This is a genomic window from Ensifer sp. 2TAB8, assembly GCF_052115125.1.
Lineage (GTDB): Bacteria > Pseudomonadota > Alphaproteobacteria > Rhizobiales > Rhizobiaceae > Ensifer.
This window is the reverse complement of the sequence record NZ_JBFRGB010000016.1, coordinates 108,169-129,250: the sequence shown is the minus strand read 5'-3', so window position 1 is coordinate 129,250 and position 21,082 is coordinate 108,169. Positions and strand designations below refer to the sequence as shown.

At 59.7% G+C, this 21,082-nt stretch carries 23 protein-coding genes; 17 read left to right on the top strand and 6 right to left on the bottom strand.

The genetic code is table 11. From position 1 onward, the window contains the following. Positions 1 to 148 precede the first annotated feature (148 nt). A complete protein-coding gene (locus AB4Z53_RS24030) occupies positions 149 to 1,000 on the top strand; it encodes a ferritin-like domain-containing protein (RefSeq protein ID WP_441597982.1) in 852 nt (283 codons plus the stop codon). Between the two features lie 148 nt (positions 1,001 to 1,148). Here AB4Z53_RS24030 and AB4Z53_RS24025 read toward each other — a convergent pair whose 3' ends face one another. Continuing rightward, positions 1,149 to 1,670, bottom strand: coding sequence for a prepilin peptidase (locus AB4Z53_RS24025; protein ID WP_441597981.1), 522 nt, complete (start codon positions 1,668 to 1,670; stop codon positions 1,149 to 1,151). Positions 1,671 to 1,998: 328 nt separating this feature from the next. Here AB4Z53_RS24025 and AB4Z53_RS24020 point away from each other — a divergent pair, with 328 nt between their 5' ends. The 14 genes from AB4Z53_RS24020 (at position 1,999) to AB4Z53_RS23955 (ending at position 15,204) form a co-directional block, all read left to right on the top strand. Next, on the top strand, positions 1,999 to 2,199 hold the full coding sequence (locus AB4Z53_RS24020) for a hypothetical protein (protein ID WP_441597980.1): 201 nt from the start codon (positions 1,999 to 2,001) through the stop codon (positions 2,197 to 2,199). A 90-nt stretch (positions 2,200 to 2,289) separates the two neighbouring features. Continuing rightward, positions 2,290 to 3,303, top strand: a complete 1,014-nt coding sequence (cpaB, locus tag AB4Z53_RS24015; protein ID WP_441597979.1) for a Flp pilus assembly protein CpaB — start codon at positions 2,290 to 2,292, stop codon at positions 3,301 to 3,303. Positions 3,304 to 3,357: 54 nt separating this feature from the next. Beyond that, entirely contained in the window at positions 3,358 to 4,842 is a 1,485-nt protein-coding gene (locus AB4Z53_RS24010) for a type II and III secretion system protein family protein (RefSeq protein WP_441597978.1), read from the top strand. Further along, positions 4,826 to 5,158 carry a pilus assembly protein gene (locus AB4Z53_RS24005; RefSeq protein WP_441598028.1) on the top strand — a complete coding sequence of 111 codons (333 nt, stop codon included), beginning with the start codon at positions 4,826 to 4,828 and terminating at the stop codon, positions 5,156 to 5,158. Before AB4Z53_RS24010 ends, AB4Z53_RS24005 begins: the two co-directional genes overlap by 17 nt. 100 nt (positions 5,159 to 5,258) lie before the next feature. Further along, positions 5,259 to 6,881: a TadE/TadG family type IV pilus assembly protein gene (locus AB4Z53_RS24000; RefSeq protein ID WP_441597977.1), complete on the top strand. Its 1,623-nt coding sequence runs from the start codon at positions 5,259 to 5,261 to the stop codon at positions 6,879 to 6,881. Continuing rightward, positions 6,881 to 7,351: a TadE/TadG family type IV pilus assembly protein gene (locus AB4Z53_RS23995; protein WP_113537474.1), complete on the top strand. Its 471-nt coding sequence runs from the start codon at positions 6,881 to 6,883 to the stop codon at positions 7,349 to 7,351. Before AB4Z53_RS24000 ends, AB4Z53_RS23995 begins: the two co-directional genes overlap by 1 nt. Further along, positions 7,345 to 7,968 (top strand): TadE/TadG family type IV pilus assembly protein, encoded by a 624-nt coding sequence (locus AB4Z53_RS23990; protein WP_113537409.1) that lies wholly within the window; start codon positions 7,345 to 7,347, stop codon positions 7,966 to 7,968. The genes AB4Z53_RS23995 and AB4Z53_RS23990 overlap by 7 nt, the downstream gene beginning before the upstream one ends. Before the next feature lie 28 nt (positions 7,969 to 7,996). After that, a complete protein-coding gene (locus AB4Z53_RS23985) occupies positions 7,997 to 9,139 on the top strand; it encodes a pilus assembly protein (RefSeq protein WP_441597976.1) in 1,143 nt (380 codons plus the stop codon). A gap of 116 nt (positions 9,140 to 9,255) precedes the next feature. Beyond that, positions 9,256 to 9,741: a L,D-transpeptidase gene (locus AB4Z53_RS23980; RefSeq protein WP_441597975.1), complete on the top strand. Its 486-nt coding sequence runs from the start codon at positions 9,256 to 9,258 to the stop codon at positions 9,739 to 9,741. A 97-nt stretch (positions 9,742 to 9,838) separates the two neighbouring features. After that, complete coding sequence (locus AB4Z53_RS23975; RefSeq protein WP_441598027.1) at positions 9,839 to 11,212, top strand: CpaF family protein; 1,374 nt, start codon at positions 9,839 to 9,841, stop codon at positions 11,210 to 11,212. Then, positions 11,209 to 12,162 (top strand): type II secretion system F family protein, encoded by a 954-nt coding sequence (locus AB4Z53_RS23970; protein WP_441597974.1) that lies wholly within the window; start codon positions 11,209 to 11,211, stop codon positions 12,160 to 12,162. The genes AB4Z53_RS23975 and AB4Z53_RS23970 overlap by 4 nt, the downstream gene beginning before the upstream one ends. A gap of 7 nt (positions 12,163 to 12,169) precedes the next feature. Next, entirely contained in the window at positions 12,170 to 13,114 is a 945-nt protein-coding gene (locus tag AB4Z53_RS23965; RefSeq protein WP_441597973.1) for a type II secretion system F family protein, read from the top strand. Positions 13,115 to 13,130: 16 nt separating this feature from the next. Next, complete coding sequence (locus AB4Z53_RS23960; RefSeq protein WP_441597972.1) at positions 13,131 to 14,435, top strand: AAA family ATPase; 1,305 nt, start codon at positions 13,131 to 13,133, stop codon at positions 14,433 to 14,435. A gap of 190 nt (positions 14,436 to 14,625) precedes the next feature. Beyond that, positions 14,626 to 15,204, top strand: coding sequence for a hypothetical protein (locus AB4Z53_RS23955; protein ID WP_441597971.1), 579 nt, complete (start codon positions 14,626 to 14,628; stop codon positions 15,202 to 15,204). Positions 15,205 to 15,406: 202 nt separating this feature from the next. Here AB4Z53_RS23955 and AB4Z53_RS23950 read toward each other — a convergent pair whose 3' ends face one another. Further along, entirely contained in the window at positions 15,407 to 15,922 is a 516-nt protein-coding gene (locus AB4Z53_RS23950; protein ID WP_441597970.1) for a tetratricopeptide repeat protein, read from the bottom strand. Positions 15,923 to 16,260: 338 nt separating this feature from the next. On the opposite strand from AB4Z53_RS23950, the gene AB4Z53_RS23945 reads away from it, so the two are divergent. Both AB4Z53_RS23945 and AB4Z53_RS23940 read left to right on the top strand, forming a co-directional pair. Continuing rightward, a complete protein-coding gene (locus tag AB4Z53_RS23945) occupies positions 16,261 to 16,785 on the top strand; it encodes a hypothetical protein (RefSeq protein ID WP_113537400.1) in 525 nt (174 codons plus the stop codon). 206 nt (positions 16,786 to 16,991) lie between these two features. Continuing rightward, positions 16,992 to 17,444, top strand: coding sequence for a DUF2721 domain-containing protein (locus tag AB4Z53_RS23940; RefSeq protein WP_113537399.1), 453 nt, complete (start codon positions 16,992 to 16,994; stop codon positions 17,442 to 17,444). A 71-nt stretch (positions 17,445 to 17,515) separates the two neighbouring features. Here AB4Z53_RS23940 and AB4Z53_RS23935 read toward each other — a convergent pair whose 3' ends face one another. From AB4Z53_RS23935 to proV, 4 genes are all read right to left on the bottom strand, one after another. After that, positions 17,516 to 17,785: a helix-turn-helix domain-containing protein gene (locus tag AB4Z53_RS23935; RefSeq protein WP_441597969.1), complete on the bottom strand. Its 270-nt coding sequence runs from the start codon at positions 17,783 to 17,785 to the stop codon at positions 17,516 to 17,518. A gap of 76 nt (positions 17,786 to 17,861) precedes the next feature. Next, positions 17,862 to 18,737 (bottom strand): glycine betaine ABC transporter substrate-binding protein, encoded by an 876-nt coding sequence (locus AB4Z53_RS23930; protein ID WP_441597968.1) that lies wholly within the window; start codon positions 18,735 to 18,737, stop codon positions 17,862 to 17,864. A 72-nt stretch (positions 18,738 to 18,809) separates the two neighbouring features. Further along, positions 18,810 to 19,694 (bottom strand): ABC transporter permease, encoded by an 885-nt coding sequence (locus tag AB4Z53_RS23925; RefSeq protein WP_441597967.1) that lies wholly within the window; start codon positions 19,692 to 19,694, stop codon positions 18,810 to 18,812. A 23-nt stretch (positions 19,695 to 19,717) separates the two neighbouring features. After that, on the bottom strand, positions 19,718 to 20,950 hold the full coding sequence (gene proV / locus AB4Z53_RS23920) for a glycine betaine/L-proline ABC transporter ATP-binding protein ProV (protein ID WP_441597966.1): 1,233 nt from the start codon (positions 20,948 to 20,950) through the stop codon (positions 19,718 to 19,720). Positions 20,951 to 21,082: the final 132 nt, after the last annotated feature.

The window sequence follows — 21,082 nt, the reverse complement described above, 5'->3', positions numbered from 1 at the left end:
TTCTCACATCGGTCCTGCGCCACGCCGCGATGTTCGGCCCAGGAATTCGAGCGGAAGTTAGCGGCAAAGACGGCGTGATCGTTGAGCCAGATCAACCAACGGTTTTTTTGTTTCCGTAGGATGTGGGCGTTATTTTCGGAGAGACTTGATGCCCAAGCTGACTGAAGAGCCCCCGGTTGTGGACACCATGGAGGGCCTGATGCAAACGGCCGCGCGCATGGAACGGGAGGCGATTGAAGGATACGAAGCGCTGCGCGACAGGATGAGCGCCGAGGGGCGACCCGAGTTGGTCGCAGTCTTCGAACGGCTGATCGCCGAAGAAAAGTCGCACCTGTCTCAGGTCGCGGATTGGTCGAGGGCAACTGGCCTTGATGCCGCAGGAACTGTGACGGGCGCTCCATCTGTGCCTGATCTCTTCGACGCGGAAGGTGCCGATTTGATCCCGGCCGAAGCTCTAAGCGCCTATCGGGCCTTTTCGATTGCAGTCAGAAACGAAGAGCGGGCATTCGAATTCTGGAGCTATGTTGCCGGGAGGGCGCCATCACCAGAAATTCGGCGGGCTGCCGAAAGAATGGCCGGTGAAGAGTTGGGTCACATCGCGACGTTGCGGCGCGAACGGCGGTCGGCTTTTCACCACGCGCGAAAAGATGCCCCATCTGAAGCCGGCGTGACGCTTGCAGACCTCGAGCAGCGGCTCCATGCGCGGTTGTCAGGCATGCGGGATATTGCCGATGCACGGGAACTCACGCGCTTTGCGGACGAAGCGAAAGAACGCCTCGCGCAATGTCGCGACCTTCGCGTGGGTTTCAAGCCTAATGTCGATGGGTTTTCTCAGGCAGCGTTCGAACGCCCAGCCGTCCTTTGCGGCATCGTGCTCGACTGCTATCTCGACCTCATGGCGCGCGAGAAGGACGAACGTGGGCTGGTCTTCGCGCAGGAGGCAGCCTCCCAGTTGGTGCAATGTCTGCTGTTCCTACGCGGACTGCCGCAGAAGACATGATCTGTGGCCTACGGGGCACGGGAGTGGATTGCCTCGGAAGAAGGCGGGCGTGGGCTCTCGCGTAAAGTCGACTGCCTCGTCGCTTCGGCGCACCTCCGTCCGAAACACCTCTATGGCTTCGTGCGTTTCGCGCAACTTGCCAACTCGTCTAGGCCTGGTGGCCTCCAAGGGCCATGGTGACGAGCGTGGCAAACACCATGATGACGCCGTAAGGAATCTTGCGGCTGACACGGATCTCCTCGATGCGCATGACCACGGCATAATGCGCGAATGCCAGCGGCATCGGCACTTTCAGGGCCAGCATCGTCAAGATGCCTCCGATCAGCAGGAAGATGGCGAAGGGGAGCATGCCATGCCAGCCGACGAAGAGGCCGATCGGCAGGAACAGTTTGGCGTCGCCCGCGCCGAACAGCCGAAAAGCCCAAAGTACGACCCCGAGCGTAAAGAGGAGTAAGCCAGCTCCGACATCGCCTCCAACGCCGCTGAGTGAGAAGAGCGCGGCGCCGACATCCTCTACAGCGAGTAACTTCACGGCAGCGCCAAGCGCATAGACTGCGATGAGAGCGAGAACGGCGCCGTTCGGTATGCGCCAACGCTGAAAATCGCTCCAGGCCGCATAGAGAAAAACCAGTCCGGCAGTCCACGGGATTATGTTGAATACTTCAATCATGTTTCCTCGACTTGACAGAGCGCAGATCTCATCCGGAGTTTCCGAACTGTACTGCGTACGGCGTAATCACTTGTGGGCGGGAAAACTCAACAAATATTACGGGATGTCACGGTCGTATAAAGTTCATCTAAAATACCCTTAAAATCCGAGGGTTTATGATTTTAACCATACCCTGGAGTTGTTTCGTTCCACGTCGTATTAGAAGTTGACGATATAATAATTAAGGGATTATTAATCAACTTAGTCGGAGAGGCGGTCTCGATGACATGCGGGGGCCGGATAAAATAAAACGGTCGCGCAATCAAAGAATATTTGGAGGTAATTCTCGATGAAAGCACTTTTGTCTGAAGTACGCGCTTTCGCGCGGGAAGAAGAAGGCGTGGCGCTGACTGAATACCTGATCCTGCTTGGCCTGCTTATCGGCGGCGCGATTGTGGCTGTGACCGCCGCAGGAACGAACCTCAGTGCCGCATGGACTTCGTGGGGGACCTGGTGGACTACCACCGTCAGTGCTCCTCCCGCTGCATGACATCGCCCAAGAGGAGGGGGGTTTATTAACCCCTCTCTTCTAAATTAGCATTTAAGCATGAGTTTATTTTCGGATTTGTGAGTATCGGCAATGCGTTTTTCGACGATCATTAGTCTCGCAATCGCCTTTGTTCTTGCCCTTGCAGCGGTCTTCGCCACACGCACCTATCTTGCTGGGGAGCGGGCACGTCTTGCCGCGAACGGTGGCGTCAAACAATCGGAAAAAACTCTTGTCGTCGCCGCCAAGGCCATGCGTTTCGGTGACCGGGTGCGACCCGAGAACCTGAAGGCCATTCCGTGGCCATCCGATGAAAGACCGGACGGCTCCTTCGATGCAATCCAGGCGGTGCTCGGAGACAAGGATGAGCCGCGATATGCTATGGAAGCGATCGATCCGGGCGAGCCGGTGCTGACTTCAAAGATTACCGGCGCCGGTGAGCGCGCCACCCTGTCGGCGGCCCTCGACCAAGGGATGAAGGCGGTTTCCATTCGCGTCAACGACGTACTCGGCGTTGCGGGCTTCGTTCGCCCCTCGGACCGGGTTGACGTACTCCTGACCCGGATCATCCGCGACCCCAAGAACGGCAACGAGCAGACCTCGGTGGACGTGCTGTTGCAGGGTGTAAAAGTACTTGCCGTCGACCAGACAGCCGACGAACGCAAGGACGAGCCGTCGGTGGTGAAAACCGTCACGTTCGAAGTGACGACCGACGAGGCGCAACGTCTGACGCTGGGCACCAATATCGGCACTCTCTCGCTCGCACTCCGCAATATCGCTTCTGCTTCAGTCGAGCAGACCAGGCCGGTCACGGTGGCGGATTTGGGCGGTGGACCTATGGCTGCCGAATTCACGCAGAATACCGACGACGGCCGACTGGACCTGATCGAAGGCATGGTTCGCAAGGTTGGCGAGGACCTCAATGGCAGGATCAACTCCGTCGAAAGCAAATTGAATGCACCCAAGGGCGAAAAACAGGTGCAAATCGTGGAGCGCAGTGTCGAGCCGGTCTTGCCGGTAGAACCGAAGTGGGCAACCGTCGGCGTCTGGAGCGCAACCAAACGGGACGAATACCGGGTTGGGCAGATCCAGGAACTTGGAAATTAACCTGCCCTGGATGAGGGGCAGGGCCAGCTTCGAGGAGAGGGGGCTTTGGCGGGAATGAGGGTAAGCATAAGACACGCGGCAAGACGCAGGATCCTGGCAGCGACGGTCGCGATTATTTCGGGCAGCGCCTTTTTTGGGCCTGTCCTAGTCGGTTCGGCGGCGGCGCAGGAAAAATTCGTCACTCTCGGCGGATCGGTTCAACATGTCGTACTACCGCCGAACGATACGCTGACGATCACCACCGGCAAAGCGTTCGGGGATCTGGTAATTGGTAGTGCCGACCTTATCGATGTCGTACCGCTTTCCGACAAGTCTCTCTTCATTCGCGGCAAAAAGACCGGGGCCACAAACATCTCGGTCTATGGCGACGACAAGAAACTGCTTGGCGTCATCGACATCCGTGTCGCCAGCGACTTCACCGAGGTGGCGTCAGCCATCCGAGCGGCTTCGCCCGGATCACAGGTTCGCGTGATCAATTCTAATGATCGTATACGCCTGACCGGCGTGGTGAGGGATGCGACGGAGCTACAACGCGTCTTGGAGATTGCGCAGTCCTATTCGGACCAGCCCGTTCTCAACCAGTTGCGTGTCAATGATTCCCAACAGGTCATGCTCGAGGTTCGGGTGATCGAGGCTTCGCGCCAGACCGGACGCGACCTGGGTATCGGCTGGTCAGGGCACGGCCGAAACGGTATCGGCAAGGCGACGACCAGTCAGGGGATCGACGTAAAGGACGGCTCACTCGTCCGCACCCTTACGGATGCAGCCGGTGCGGCAACCGGCATGCAACCGTTCGGACAGTTGATCGCCAAAGTCCTTGAGATTTCCGGCGGCCAGATCGATGTCGTCATCAATGCGTTGGAGCAAAAGGGACTGGTGCGGCGACTTGCCCAACCAAACCTGATTGCGATGAGCGGCGAAACCGCAAGCTTTCACGCCGGTGGTGAAGTGCCGATCCAGACGACCGTGGCAAACGGCGCGACATTGGCGACGCAGACCGATTACCGTCCTTTCGGTGTACGGCTGACCTTTACACCAGTTGTGCTCGACGGGGGGCTCATCAGTCTCAAGGTCGAGCCGGAAGTCTCCGAGATCGATACATCGATCAACGTCAACGGCAATCCCGGCTTTATCTCACGCGCTGCGAAAACGACGGTGGCGCTGCGCGATGGTCAAAGTTTCGCATTGGCGGGCCTGCTGCAGTCGGTCAACTCGAAAGATATCCAGCAATTGCCCGGGTTGGGGCAGTTGCCGGTGATCGGAGCCTTGTTCCGCTCGACAAGCTTCTTGAAACGGGAGTCCGATCTCGTCATCGTCGTAACCCCGCATATCGTCCGCCCGGCGGCGCCGGGTGAGGCGCTTTATAGCCCGCTCGACCAGACGCGTTCCTCCAACGATGCGGAGCTTTTTGCACTTGGTGTTTTGGAAGTCGACAAGGACATGCTTCGCCGCTTCCGCAATGGCGAAGGCGTCACCGGTCCCTATGGCCACAGGCTTGATCTCGATACGGGAGGCGTCGTTGCTGTTGTTAAGAAATAAGCGCGCGCCTCTGGTCCTGGTCTTGGCGGCGACCAGCCTCGTTTCGGGTTGCGCCGACTACATGAACCACCGGGATACGATCACCTTCGGGGCTGGCAACGCCGTGGAGGCCAATAAGGCCATCCATATTCAGGATCCTTTTCCGAGGGTGGCGCAGAACACGCGAATCGCCATGGACGGCAAGACGATCGACAAGGTCATGCGGAATTATAACGGCGCCGGCCCGAGCGCAGGTGCAGCGATGCCAACGGCGGTGATCCTGCCGACGGCCACACCGCCCATGGGCACGAACGGTTATAGCGGAACGGCAAATTGACCGTGATGGCATAGCAGGCAGGCGGGGAAGGCCCCTGAAAGGAATGCAATAAGAACAAAGTGTCACGACGGTGAGCCGCCGCGATCGGAGAGGCGTGTCTATGTTGCACAGGACGATCAAGAGGTTTTGGGAAGACCGACGAGGCTACGTCATTGCGTTGACGCTCATTGCCATGCCGTTGTTGCTCGGCGTCTCTCTCATCGTCATTGACGTTGGCCGCAGCGCCAATCTCCATACGGATCTTCAGAGCGCGGTCGATGCCATGGCTCTGACGGGAGCCCGAGAACTTGACGGGCGGAACGATTCGATCACGCGGGCGCAGGCCGCGATCGAAAAGCTTGCCAATACTGCCGCCTTCGGCAACGGCGGCAGTGGCATGTCGCTCGGTTCGTACATCACGGTTGCTTACAAGGCCGGAGACGATACCGCCAGTACGGTGACCGTCAGGTTTCTCAAGGGCATCCCCGGCGACGGCACGTTCGCGGGCGACGACGATGACCCCATAACGGCGGCAATGATCACGACGAATCCGAACGACGCCGGCTATGCCTGGGTCACCGCCAAGAACCAGGCCATGCAGACGATCTTCCCGGTCCCCGTTGGTGTCACACGCTCTACGATCAACGTGTCGGCCGACGCTGTGGCGGCGTACCGGGTCAGCGCCTGCGACGTAACACCGATCTTCATCTGCAATCCTTATGAGCCGGCCGGCAACAGCAGTGCGACTGTCAGCGAGCAGGCGGCCGAGCAGTTACACACCAAATTTGCGGCCGGTAATCTCTATGGTGTCCAGATCGAGCTGCACAGTACGTCGTCTTCCAGTCCGGGGCCGGGCAACTTCGGTTTCCTGAGGACCCCTTTGGGCAATGGTGCGTCCGTGCTGGCCGATGCCCTGGCGACGGGTAACCCCGGAACCTGCTACACCAAGGATAACCTCGACACAGAGACCGGCGCCAAGGCTGGGCCTGTTGAGGACGGTGTGAACACCCGCTTTGGTTTCTATTCTTCATCGTTCAACAAGGTTAGCAACGACGCGCGCTATCGCCCGGCGCAAAATGTGCGCTCTGCGCAGAGCCAGACGGGTAACGCCAACAAGAAGTGCGACACGTACAACCCGGTCACCTCCGGAGGCGCGATCGGAGACGTCACCAAGGCGGTGCCACTCGGCTACGGCGCCACCATGACGGCAATGGGCGGCGGCAAGATCAGCACGGCCAACAACTGGAATTACAATACCTATTGGAACGTTGCGCAGGGTGGCTCGGCGCCGTCCGTCACCGCCGTTCTCAGTAACTATTCGAGCTATCCCAGTGGCGCCACAGGGCTGCCGAGCCGCCCGTCGGCCTACGATGTCTATCGCTATGAGCTCAACAACCCGTCGCTGATCAGCCATGCTTCGGCGAGCGGCGAGAAAGGCACCCCTGGAACCGGCGGACAATGCTATTCGGGGCCGGCGCTTTCGAACTACACGGCCGATGAATATGGCGATCGACGCGAGATCTTTTCCGCGATCGTCAATTGCGGTTACGAGAAGTCGGTCGGGCATTTGAATGGCCACAAGGCGACGAAGGCGATCGCCTTCGCGCGCATGTTCCTGACAAAGCCCGCGGTCAAGGAGAGCAATGAGCGCTATATCTCGCTGGAAATGATCGACATCAGCGGCAAGGGTGGGCGCGGCACCCTTGACGAGTTCCTTCGCGAAGAAGCGGAGTTGGTCAGATGATGATCGCGCTGCGAAACTCCGTCCTTAATCGTTTCCGCCACAGCGATGACGGAGCCGTACTGACCGAAGCGTTGGTTGCCATACCTTTCGTTACCCTCTTTGCTGCGGGTATCCTCGAGTTCGGTAACATCTTCTGGGAACGGATGCAGATCGACGCCGGTCTGAGGGACGCCGGCCGCTATCTCGCTCGATGCCGACCGGATTCGGGAACGTACGACGCAACCTGCGATACGACGACTGCCAAGCTGATTGCTTTCTATGGAACACAAACCCCGGCCGCAAACGCTGCGTTGCGTGTACCCGGTTGGGGACCGGCCCTCACCAACATCACGATTACGCCAGTGGACGCGAACGGCACGATTACCGTCCAGACTGCACATGTCTACCGGAGCTCGCCTATTTTTTCCTGGCTCGGCATCGATGCGATCACAATCCGCTCCTCTCACCAGGAGAGGTACATCGGATGGTAAGCCTTCGATCGCCCATTTCCTTCTGGCAAGACCAGCGCGGTGTGACGCTGACCGAAGGCCTGATATCGCTGCCGCTCGTGCTTCTGGCGATTTCTGCACTCGTTGAGTTCGGTTATGCCATGTCGCAATGGAACCAGACGGTTAAGGCCCTGCAGGCCGGCGCCCGTCTCGCAGCCGTCTCAGATCCGCTGACGAACAACTTCGCCGCCGTTTTTCCGACAGATGCCAACAACCCTCTCTATAATGGCGATGCGACGCCGAATGATGCGACGATATCGTCGACCTGCGGACCGAATCTCGCAAATTGCAGCGCGGCATTAACCCGGATTGTCATGGGCAGCGACGGCGTCTGTGGGGTGGCGGGTGACCCGAACCCAGGCATTTGCGACATCAACTGGCGTATCCAGCCGGCGAACGTCGTGGTCACCTATCAACGCTCCGGTCTGGGATATTGGGGACGGCCGAACGGGCCTGTGCTGACCATGCGGCTGGAAGTGCGCGGCGTCACTTTCGATCTGCCGCTTCTCGGCGCTTTGCTGGGATTAAATCGGATCGAAGTTCCCGCCCATCCGGTGACTCTGACGACGGAAGACCTCAAGACATGTTCAAGCTGCTGAGCCCTTCAATTCTGCGTGGGGAAGCGAGATGACCGCACACATGAACTTTACAACGACCATAAAGATCCTCGTTCTCTCCGACGATGCGGCGGCGGCGAGCCTCATGCTGGATACGTTTGGGTCGCTTTCGCGCTATGAAGCGCGCCATATGTCGTTGAGCGCACTTGGCGAAGCCGGGAAGGTTGATCCGACACAGTTCAACTTGATCGTGCTTGATGTCGATAATGGCGAGGTCCTTTCCCGGCCGGAAATCACTCAGTTCCGCGCCAAGCATCGCAACGTTCCAATGGTCGTCGTATCCGAGGTTCTGTCCGATGAACTGATGCGGCTGCTATTTCGCCTGAACGGCGATGATTGGCTGAAAAAGCCACTGGAGCGCCGCGCTCTGATCGACATGATCTCGACGCATGCGCCGGGCGTCAGCGGCAACGAGAGCCGGGTGCACGCGATCGTCGCTGCAGTTGGTGGTGCCGGGGCGAGCGTGATTTCATCTTCGCTTGCACAAATATTGGCGCAGCCGACGAAAGGCGTTGCGCCGCGTGTTGGCCTCTTCGATCTGGATTTTTCGTCCGGGGCCCTCGGCTACTATCTCAATCTCGTCAACGACTACGATCTGAGGGCCGTTGTCGCGAACCCAGGGCGTGTCGATCTCGAATTTATCGATCTCGTTCGCAAGCGGCATTCGGCCGGGTTCACGCTGCTGTCGTTCAAGCAACCCTCCATATTGCTGGAACCGAAGGGCGCCGAACTGGCGCTGCGAATGCTTGATGTCGCGGCATTCGAGAGCGACCACATGGTCATCGACGTGCCTTACTATGAAACGCCATGGAAGAGCGACGTACTGGCCTCAGTCAACAGCATTTCCATCGTCACTGAAATGACGATCCCATCGCTCCATCAGGCCAAGGATCTATTTGCTCGTCTCGTACGCCTGCGCGGCGGCGCGGATGGCATTCAGGTCGTGATCAACAAATACCGCACCAAGCTCTTTGGCCTTGGCGTGCGCCGCGAACAGGTCGACAAGGTATTCAAGGACACGCACGCACACATCATTCCGTATGATTGGGATACGCTGAGCGAGGCGGTAAATCGCGGCGTCCTGCCCCACGAGGTCAATTCTCGCTCTCCATTCTGTGGTGCCGTTGGCAAGCTTGGGGCGCTCGTCAGATGAGGGCATTCCTGCGCGCCAGCATCAGATCACCAGGGCGAGGCGACGGGGTCGCCAGGTTCCTTCGATGGACGCCGGCCGTATCGCTTCTGGGTGTCCTTGCAATTGCGCCGCAGGCTATGGCAACTGGCGGAACGGTACCACGCAGTCTCGGACCGAAAACGAGCACGGTCGTATCGATCGACAGAACCTACCCGGCCGGTACGATCGTCGTTGCCAGCGAGGCAAGGACGCTGGACCTCGTCATCTCCGGTAACCGCGCGATCCGTTATCGGATCGGGGTCGGCCGCGACGGCTTCCGTTGGAGCGGCGTGGTGAAGGTGGGGAGAAAAGCCGAATGGCCCGACTGGCGGCCGCCGGCCGAGATGAAGGCACGCGCACCGGAACTGCCGGAATTGGTGCCTCCCGGCCCATTCAATCCCCTCGGTGCCCGCGGCATCTATCTCTACCGGGGGAAAGCTGACACGCTTTATCGCATCCACGGAACGAATGAGCAGTCGACGGTCGGGCAGTTTGCATCCTCCGGCTGTTTCCGCATGAGCAACGCCGACATCATCGATCTCTACGAGCGGGTGAGGGTCGGAGCGACGGTGATCGTCGAATAGCCGAACAAGGTGGGAAGCAATGGCAACCGGGTTCATTGGACGTTTCTACAAGCAGCAGCCAGACGAAAACGTTCGGGAGGCTCCCGAGCCCACCTCAATGCCCGTGGCGGTAGCTACCTCGATACACGGTACAGAGGCCGCCGGCGCTGCAGCCAGTGCGGGGCTCGAGGAGTCGCTCGGGCTCGACATGGTGGCGGAGCGGGTCAATCTGCATCGATACCTGCTCGATCGCATCAATCTCGGCATTCTCGACACGATGGACGACGAGGAAATCGCCACCGAAATCAGGCCGCTGGTCAAGGACTATATCCGACGCAACAATTTCCCACTCAATGCGAAGGAAATCAGCGACCTGATCCGCGACATCACTGACGAGATGCTCGGGCTCGGGCCCATAGAGCCGTTGCTGGCTGACGACTCCATCGCCGATATTCTGATCAATGGCTACAACAGCGTCTACGTCGAAAGGCGGGGGAAGCTCGAAAGCACGGCGGTGCGTTTCAAGGACGAAGATCACCTGCTGCGGGTGATCAACAAGATCGTTTCCGCTGTTGGGCGCCGTGTCGATGAAGCGACGCCGCTGGTCGACGCTCGCTTGAAGGACGGATCGCGCGTCAACGTCGCCATCCGGCCGATCTCGGTCGACGGACCGCTCGTCTCGATCCGCAAATTCACCCGCAAGCCGCTGACGCTTGAGCGTCTGGTCGAGTATGGCGCCATGGCCAATGCGATGCGGATCCTGCTGAGCGCCGCCGTCAAAGGCAGGGTGTCGATGGTCGTTTCCGGAGGTACCGGCTCGGGCAAGACGACCCTGCTTAACGCCCTGTCTTCGCAGATATCGGCCAACGAACGCCTGATCACCATCGAGGACGCGGCCGAACTGCAGCTGCAGCAACCACATGTCGGACGGTTGGAAACGCGACCGCCGACCCTCGATGGACGCAACGAAGTGCGCCAGCGCGAGCTCCTGAAGAATGCGCTGCGCATGCGGCCTGACCGCATCATCGTCGGCGAAGTCCGCGGCGAAGAGGCCTTCGACATGCTGCAGGCGATGAACACCGGCCACGAAGGCTCGATGACGACCATTCACGCCAACACGCCGCGCGATGCGGTCGGCCGGCTTGAGCAGATGGTCGGTATGGCGGGCATGCCCATGTCGCAACAAAGCATCCGCTCGCAGATAGCCTCGGCAATCACCATCATTGTTCAGGTTCAACGTTTGAGTGACGGCAGCCGCAAAGTGGTTTCGATCTCCGAGATAACCGGCATGGAAGGCGAGGTCGTGCAGATGCAGGAGATCATGCGGTTCAGGCGAACTGCCACCGACGAGAACGGCCGCATCCACGGGGAGTTTCGTGCCACCGGCCTTCGACCGCGCTTCGTCGAGGAATTCGCGCAGCTCGGAATCATGCTTCCTGCGGCGATATTCGATCCGGGAAGACCATTGCAAACGGGGGTGATTGAACCGTGAACCTGCTGCTCCTCTACGCCGCAGTCTTCGTCGCATCGCTGGTTTCCGTCGAGGCGCTGTTGCGCAGCTACTTCCGGAAGACCGAGCGCCAGCGCGCCGTCAATGATCGGCTGGGCCTGCTCGATGCGAGCGAGGACCACCTCAAGACCTACCGCGCAATGCTGAAAGCGCGTGGCGTCGACAGCGAATGGCGATCCCTGCCGCTCGTCCAGCGTGTTCGGCAACTCTATACTCAGTCAGGCATCAAGTTCGACGCGCAGCGGTTTGCGCTCTATGGGATCGCCGGTGCGGTTCTGGTCTGGCTTGCGGTCAGGTTCCTGCTTCCTGGCATCCTGGTCCAGATATTCGTCTTCCTGGTGATCTGCTTTCTCGTTCCAGTCATTGTCGTCTGGCGGACTCGGGCCAACCGGATCCGCAAATTTACCCTCAAGCTTCCTGAAGCACTCGACGTTGCCAATCGCAGCCTGTCCGCAGGTCATCCGCTGCCTGCGGCGATTTCTCTCGTGGCGCGCGAATTGCCCGATCCGGTCGGGACGGAATTTGGCCTGCTCTCCGACGAGTTGACTTACGGCACCACCCTGGATGACGCGCTGGTAAATCTGAGCCTCCGCGTCGGCGCGGAAGATCTCAATCTTTTGGCAATCGCCTTGAGCGTCCAGGCGGGTACGGGCGGCAATCTGGTCGAAATCCTGCAGAATCTCTCAAAGACGCTGCGGGACCGTACGATGCTGAAGGCCAAGGTCAAGGCGATTTCGTCGGAAGGGCGGATCACGGCGATTTTCATGTCCGCCTATCCATTCCTCCTCTACGCGTTGATCAAGACGCTGGCACCAACCTACTTCGATCCGGTTTGGGCAAGCGGCCATGGAACGACCATCGTCGCGGTACTCGTCGCCATTATGGTTGTGGGCAACGTCATTCTCTACAAGATGGTCAACTTCGAATACTGAGGCCGCCATGGGCGAGTACGGAATTTACATCGTCGTCTTCTTCGYCGTAATGATATTTGCCGGCGTTACTTCGGAGCTGGTGTTTCGTCGACGCGAAGTTGGCGTGCGTCTATCGGAGACGACTGCAAAGGCAGGTGTCGACGACCTCCAGTTCACCGAAGGCGCCCTTCTCGGCCTGGGAGAGGCGGAGAACCGCCTGATCCGCCGCTACTTCGAAATTACCCGGCGCGACCAAAATGCAAACTCCACACAGAACCGGCTGATCCGCGCCGGCTATTTCGGCGCCCAAGCGGTGACCGTATTTCAGGTGATACGGGCACTCCTTTGCGGCGTGGTCATGGTCGCAGCGGCCTGGGCTTTGGATCGGTTCGCTCCGCAGATGTCACGGCCTGCGATCCTGGTCATCGCCATGATTGCGACCGCCGCCACCTTCATGCTGGTGAACATCTACATCGACCGGCGGGGTGACGCCAAGGAAAGGGAGTATCGGCGGCTGTTTCCAGACTTCATGGATATGCTGACTGTATGCCTGGACGCAGGCATGAGCGTTGAGGCGGCAGCGGACCGCGTCGCCCGGGAATTCGTCCAGAAACGCCAGGATTTCGGCCTTCACCTGTCGATCATGATGCTGGAGGTGCGCGGTGGCCGTCGACTGCGCGAGGCCCTCACCAACCTCGCGACGCGTTTGCGGATCGACGAAGCGCGCTCGCTCGCGGTGCTTTTCCGTCAGTCGGAGGAACTCGGGACGAGTGTGACCCAGACGCTGCGTGTCTACAGCAAGGAAATGCGCGATCTGCGGATCGTGCGGGCAGAGGAAAAGGCCAATGCACTGCCGATCAAAATGCTCTTGCCGCTCGGCGCTTTCCTGTTCCCTGTCAGTCTTATCATCGTACTCGTCCCCATCGTCCTTCGCGTCATAGGCCTGCTCACCGGCTTGAGACCGGGTGGCTAAGTAGGAGTGAGGCTTCATGCAGTATTCGCCCAGTCAAGACCGAGAAGACTTTGCCATCGCGCTTGACCCGCGCATGCCGGTGGTGCCGCTAAGCCTTGAAGAAACCGGGCTGGAACCGTCGTTCCTGTTCCGGCTTGCCGCGAAATGCGCGACCGAGCAGGACACGGTGACGGCTTCGCACCTCGCCGACCGGATGAAGCTGTCGAAGGTGCTGACGAACCTGCTCATCAAGGAATTGGTGAAGCTGTCCTATCTCGAGGCGCGCGGGCTTGCTGGTGAGGACGTCAGGTCCGACATCCGCTACGCGCTCTCGTCAAAGGGCCTGGACTACGCGCAGGTGGCGCTGAGGCAGTCGGAGTATATCGGCCCGGCGCCGGTGTCGCTCGATGCCTTCTGTCGCCAGATCGGTTTGCAGTCCATCCATCACGAACGCGTCACCTATGAGCGGCTCATCCGAAGCCTGGACGGGCTGGTGTTGTCCCCGGCACTGGTCGAGAAGCTGGGACCGGCGGTCAATTCGGGCCGATCCATTCTCCTTTACGGTCCTCCTGGTAATGGCAAGACCAGCATTGCAGAGCGGACTTCCGAGCTCTTCATCCAGACGATCTGGGTGCCCTACGCCATCGAGGTCGGTGGCTATGTCATCAGCTTCTATGACGAGGCGACGCACCAGGCGGTGAGAGAGCCGACGAGCAAACCGAACGCGAAGACCGACCAGCGATGGGTCGAATGCCGGCGGCCCGTTATCAAGACGGGTGGAGAGCTCACGCTCGATCTGCTCGACCTCACATATAACCCCGCATCGCGGGCCTATGAGGCACCGATGCATTTGAAGGCATCGGGCGGCGYGTTCATCATCGATGATTTCGGGCGCCAGCAGGACCGGCCTCAAGCTCTCATCAACCGCTGGATCGTTCCGCTTGAGCGCGGATACGACTTCCTGACGCTGCACACAGGCAAGAAGTTCAAGGTGCCGTTCGACGAGCTCGTCGTCTTCTCGACTAACATTCCGCCGCGGGAGCTCTCCGACGAAGCTGGCCTGCGGCGCCTCAAATATAAGATATATGTGAATAACCCGTCGCGAGATGAATATCTGCGCATCTTCGAGTCCTACGCCCGCTCGGTCGCGATAGACTTGGTGGACGATGATTTGCACCTGTTCTACGACCGAAAGTACAGAGGAGATACGCTGGCGTCCTGTTACCATCCCAAGTACCTCCTGGATTTCATCTCCTCCTATTGCGAGTTCAACGAGCAGCCGAAGGTTGCTTCGCTGAAGATGCTGGAGCGGGCGTGGGGTGGGGTGTTCACATTGGATTGAGGCGGGAGACAGCGCCGGACGGCAGGCGAAGATGCGTGGCGTCCTTGTTAAGAAGTGGCTGAAATAATAAAGCAGAGTGACGATCGGCGCGGGAGCGCGGAACGTCTGACGTGAGGCGATCCAGCGGGATCACGTGGGTTTGGGTGCAGGTAGCGTGGGGCCGCGGCCCAATCCGTGACGGAGGAATTCGATGACACATATTTCGAATGTCGATGTCGAAATCGTGCCCGACGTCCGAGCGCGACGCAACGAGCACGCCGCGAAGGAGCCGAGCCGATCGCGGAGCATGCCGATCATCGCGCTGGCACTTGCAATGCTGCCGCTGAATGCCGGAATTCTGCTTTACACCGCCAAGAATGCCGCGGACGTCCGCGAAAGCCGAGAGGCCCTTTCAGCGCTCAAACGGTCGATCGACGGCCTGAAGCAGCAGATCAGCAAGCAGACCGTGAACATCGCCGGCGGAGCCAAGGGCGACGACATGGCGGCCGTTCGCAAATCGGTTGAGGAATTGCAGAAGGATGTTGCCGATCTCGCTGGTCGCGTGACTCCGAGCATGTTCGCGTCTAGCGGCAGCATGATCATCAGCGCGCCGGGGAAGGAAGTTCCCCAGCGCTTGTCGCCATCATCCTATTCGGTTTCCGCTTCGGCATCCGCTGTTGATGACGTGCTGGCTGCGGCCGATCCCCAGGGCGGTTCCATTGCCAACTTGCCGCGCTACGAGCGAACCGTCTCGGCGGATGGCAAGCTTGTGCTGAGGAAGGTGCGCTAGACCGAGCCCGCCTTTAGGCAGGTTATTGCCTCCAGATCCCTCGAAGCGCCGCCGCTGTGACATCTCAAGTATCGGGGCCGTTCGGTGTTATCTGCGCGAGCGTGGTGTAGTCGCGGACTTGCCCTCTTAGAAGAATTTGCGCAAACAAATCCACCCGAGGCGGTCTTGCGCGCCGAAAGACGTGAGGGCCGCCGCAAGCAGCCTATCGTTGCGCGTATTTGACGCTGTTCTTCATCAATTCGAGATTCTTCGCCGTGGTCTCGTTCGAGGGGTCGATCTCGTATGCTTTCAGGAAATACGTGCGGGCGCCGGGCAGGTCACCACGCAGCAGGTGCGAGTAGCCGATATTGTTGTAATAGACGGCTGTGCCGCCGATCATCTTGGAAAGCTGCACATAGGCACGATCCGAGGTATCAAACCGACCGACCATGTCGGACGAGGCAGCAAAGCCCAACCATGCGGCCGGGTCCCGCGGATAGACCTCAACTGCCTTCTTGTAGATCGCGTAGGATTTTCCGTAGTTCTTCTCCTGGAACTGGAGCTTGCCCGTGGTCACGAGTTCATCGTCCTTATAGAAGGCTACCGCCGAATCATCGTTGAGTGTCTTTGCGCTATCGCCGAAGGCGGCGACATCGTCGAGTGCGTCCGATTGGCACCCGGCCAGCAGCAGCACCCCGGTGAGCAGTAGTGTAACGCGACGTTTATTGCTCCGAGACATTTCCATTAYGTTCCCCCAGTTGCGGGTATCCTAGCCTCGCCTACGAATGCGCTCACCGGAAATCTTCGTGAAAAATAACTAATAAAGGAAAAATTGAAATTGGGAGTCGCAATAAAGAGACACATGCCGGCTGGCTGCTCGCGTCTGTCTCCGCAATTCCGCCTTGGAGCCTTGCTAATCAACGGGTTGAAGCTGAAAGACACCGACCCGCAAAGGCCTGTTGGGACGCGAGATATTCCGCTCTCATCGGCAAGTTTCGTAAGCCTCAATTAAGCATCATCTTATATTTTCTGTTCGAGACGCCCGAGTCGAATATTCGGGCATGAAGGAATAGAACCATGCGCGCCTCAGTGCTGACCATCATTCGACTTGGACCTTGCGCAGCCTACATGGTTGCCGCCATCTCGCTTCTGAGCGTAGTGCAGCTTGGCAACGCGCCGTCCAGCCCGCTCGCTTGGGCCGTATACACGACGATGCTGCCGATGACGCGCATACTTGTCCTGACGCTCGTAAGCGCTTCCGATGTGGTCTTTTGGGGCGCGACCGTGTTGCTCTTTGTCGCCGCCGCCGTCGGTGGCTATCTGGCGCTTCGGCCGGAGCGATTTCTGCGATTGCGCTTTGTTCACGCGCACGCAGCGCTCATAGCCTCGGGGCTCGCGGTGCTCCAGGTGTCGCAAAACAGTGCGGGGCTCGCCAGTGCTTCGTTTTCTCAACTCCCGCCGCTTGGCTGGACGTTCGGTGCCGGGACGTCAGCCGCGTTCGCCTTGTTTGTTCTGATACTTTTGGCGTGCCTTAGCGCTCATGTGGCGATCATCAAGAACATCTGCGGCTCATTTCGCCAAATGAACGTGCAAACTGGCTGAGGATGCGCTGTCTCTAGTGAGGCTTCTCGGACTTCAGATTCGGAATCGAGAGCGCCGCTCGCGCGTCGATCCGCCGTGACGAAACAAAGCTTCGGAGTCTCACCGGAGCTTTCGGCCGGAAAATTGTCTACTTTTGCGGCTGTGAGTTGGCTGACACTAGCCACTTCAAGTCGAAGCCACATGCGCGAAAGTTATTAAGAGTACCCATGGAGTCGCCATCAATCGTCACCGATTTTGCCTCGATCATCCAGACGTCCTTGGCACCTGTTTTCCTGCTTGCCGGTACGGCCGGGTTTGTCAATGTCTATGCGACACGTCTCGGCCGGGTTTCCGACCGGGTTAACGAAGTGGGAGAGAAGGACGGGGAGGGCGGATCGCGGCGGATACAGCTGGACTATCTGCGCCGGCGAACCCTTGCCCTTGAGATAGCGGTCGCCTTGGGGACCTTGGCCGCGATTTGTACCGGCTGCGCCATCCTTAACCTGCTCGCTGGTGCGCTGTCGTTCGGATTCCGTGAGGAAAATCTGTTCTGGTTCTTCGGCGGCGCGATCGTCTCGCTCATCGTCTCGCTTGTGGCATTCCTGTATGAGATGCTCATCGCCGGGCGTAACATGTTGCGCCAGATGCGGATGGATCAGCTGCCTGCCGGGCGCGATTGAGGCTCGCGAGACGACGGTGGGCTGCGAGCGCAGCACACCGTTTCCCGTCCAACTTGGTCTGGTCTTGGCCTCTATCGTGCCTCGGCAGGCCCCTTCCCTTGTCCGTCAAGCAGCCAGGCAATATTCACCTGCAGAATTCGCGCCAGCATATCGAGGCGGTTGGCCCTGGGCTCGGCGCGATCGTTTTCCCAACTGGTCCACGTATCTTCGGTCACACCGGCGACGGCGGAAATCTGCTCGACGCTAAGGCCCGCGGCATCGCGGGCGAGGGAGATGCGGCCACCAATCGTGTCATCGCTGGTATCGCGTGCGACACGCGGTGCAAGGGTATCGTTCAGCATATTGATGCTCCTTTGTCTCTGAAGAACCGTCCGCGGACTATGCCGCGGGCAGAAGCGGAAAATCGGCGCGTCGGGGTCAGCCGCCTTCCTTGGCGAGCCAGGCCTTGATCTGGTCCGGGTGGTCCGCGATGTATTTATCGACGGCCTTCTCGTAGGAGGTCTCCTGGGCATTGAACATCGCCGCCTCGAGATCGCCGATCGGCAGCTTCATGCGCGACAGAAAACCGGCGACCTCCGGATTGTCCTTCTCAAAATCCTTGCGGGCGAGCACGTCCACGTGTTCGGCTTTTCCGAGCGCGGTCTTCGGGTCGTCGATGTAGCGAAGCTCATACTTGCCGAACATCCAGTGCGGGCTCCAGGATGTCGCGACGAACCATTGTTCATTGCGCATTGCCCGGTCGATGGAGGTCAGCATCCCGGCCTCGCTGGAAATCTGCAGCTTGTAACCGTCGAGTTCGTAGTCCTTGACGGCTTGCGCGGACAGGCGCGTCAGGCCCGCGCCGGGATCGATGCCTTCGATCCGGCCCTTGAGCTTGTCCTTCACATCGTCCTTCTTGAGGTCGTCGATCGAGGCGATCGCGTCTTCGGGAATGTATTTGGGCACTACCCAGCCGAGTTTGGCGCCGTCATAGACGGTGCCGAGCGTCGTCACCTTGTCCTTAATTTTGGCAAAGTAATCGGCGTGGGTTTCGGGCAGCCATGCCATCATCATCGCGTCGAGGTCGCCGCGGCTCACACCCTGGTAAAGTGGTGCGATGTCGGTCTGAACCAGCTCGACCTCGTGGCCGAGTTCGTCCTTGATGAGCTTTGCGGCGAGCTTGGTCAYGAATTCGGCGTCGGACCAGGCGGCCCAGCCAATCTTGACCGGGGTCTTGTCTTCGGCGAAGGCCGAACCGCACGTGCCGGCGGCGATACCGGCCGCGAGACTCACTGAAACGAGGGTCTTGAACATACTTGCTCCTTTTTTGAAGGTTCGCATTTGGCGGCGCGAACGCCGCCATCTTTGGCGCAAGTCCGCCGGTCGTCAGGCCGTGGCGGCCGAGACCTCGGGCTGTTGCGTCTGTCGCCGGAAGAGGCGGAACCCGAGGGAGGCCCGCTCCTTTCCGAAGCTCTGGGTAAGGCGGTCGAGAACGACCGCGAGAATGACGACGGCGAGGCCGCCTTCGAAGCCGGTGCCAACATCGAGCCGCTGGATGCCGGTCAACACCGTGTTGCCGATGCCGCCCGCGCCGATCATCGATGCGATCACGACCATGGATAGGGACAGCATGATCGTCTGGTTGATGCCGGCCATGATCGAAGGCATGGCGTTTGGAAGCTGTACCTTGCAGAGCAACTGCAGGGCAGTGCAGCCGAAGGCATTGCCGGCCTCGATGAACTCCAGATGCACCTGCCGGATGCCGAGATTGGTAAGGCGCACGACCGGCGGCATGGAAAAGATGACGGTTGCGATCGTCCCCGGTACGGCGCCGAGGCCGAAGAACATCGCAGCCGGGATCAGGTACACGAAGGCCGGCATTGTCTGCATCAGATCGAGCACCGGCCGAACGATGGCGGCAACCCGGTCGCTGCGGGCCATGGCAACGCCGAGCGGCAAGCCGATCAGCATCGCAACGAGGGTCGAAGCGAGGACCAGCGACAGTGTCTCCATCATGGCGGACCAAAGCCCCATGTGGTCGACGAGGAAAAGCGAGAGGGCGGTGAAGACCGCGAAGCCAAAGCCGACGCGCCACAGCGATAGCAGCACGAAGACGGCGAGTCCGACGGACATGGGGGTCGCGAGCAGCAGCGCCTGGATGTTGTTCGTCACGGCGCCGATGGCCGCAGCAATGAGGTCGAGCAACGGCGCGAAATTGTCGAGCACGTAGTTGACGGCGCTGTCAACGCCGTCGCCGATATCGAAAGTCATGATTTGTCTCCGAACTGGCGGGATCAGGCGGTGCGATCGAGCGTCTCGAGAAGCGCAGATTTGCTGATGGAACCGAGGTAGCGGTCGGCTTCGTCGATGACGGGCACGGGAAAGGGGCTGGCCGCGACCGTGCCGAGCACATTGGAGAGGCTCTCCGATGCGAGGATCGGCGCGATGTCCGGCAGGAAGGCCCGCCGGTAGGAATGGCCTGCACCGTCGCGTGCGGTGTCGATCAGCGAAGTACGGCTGACCATGCCGTGATAGGTCTTGTCTCGGCCGAGGATGATGGCGACTTCCCTGTCGAAGTGCTCCATGCGCTCCAATGCAGCAGCGGCGGAAACACCTTGACGCTCGATGATGGTCACCTGCGTCTTGCGCGCGACGTCGCCGGCACGAAAGACCTGCGAAACGTCGACGTTGCGAAAGAACGAGCGCACGTAGTCATTGGCGGGCTTGAGCACGATCTCGTCGGGCGTGCCGACCTGTACGACCTCGCCGTTCTGCATGATGCAGATGCGGTCGCCGATGCGCATGGCTTCGTCGAGATCATGGCTGACGAAGACGATCGTCCGGCTGTGCTCGGCCTGAAGCCGGACGAGTTCGTCCTGCATTTCGGTGCGGATGAGCGGATCGAGCGCAGAAAAGGCCTCGTCCATCAAAAGCACCGACGGTTCGCCGGCCAAAGCGCGGGCGAGGCCGACGCGCTGCTTCATGCCACCGGAAAGTTGATCAGGGCGGCTATTGTCGTAGCCATCGAGCCCGACAGCCTGCAGTGCTGCGCGGGCCCGTTGCTTGCGTTCCGCTTCGCTGACGCCGGCGACTTCGAGACCGAAGGCGGCATTGTCTATGACGTTGCGGTTGGGCAGAAGCGCAAAGGACTGAAAGACCATACTGATGTCGCGGCGGCGCAGTGCGATCAGCTCGCCGCGCGGCACGCGCGCCACGTCCCGTCCCTCGATCTCGATCGAACCGGTCGTGGGTTCGATCAGGCGGTTGATGAGGCGCAGCATGGTCGACTTGCCCGAGCCCGAAAGGCCCATGATGACGAAGATCTCGCCGGCGCGAATGTCGAAGCTCGCGTTGTTGACGCCGATGGTGCAGCCCGTCGCTGCGTGGATTTCAGACTTGGTCTTGCCGGCGTTCAGGAGACGGAGGGCCTGTTCCGGCCGCTCACCAAACACCTTGAAGACGTTCTTGATACTGATCTTGACCGGTCGGTCGTTTGCCGAGGGGTCGCTCTCAGTTGCAAATGCCATATGTACTGGGCCCGGCTCCGGAAGCAGGGCACTCTCCTTCGTTTGATGGGGGCTGATGAAGCAATCAGCGAAAAGGGAAGACGCGCTCACCAAAATGCTTCGCAAATACGATGGCGCGTCGCAATATGGATA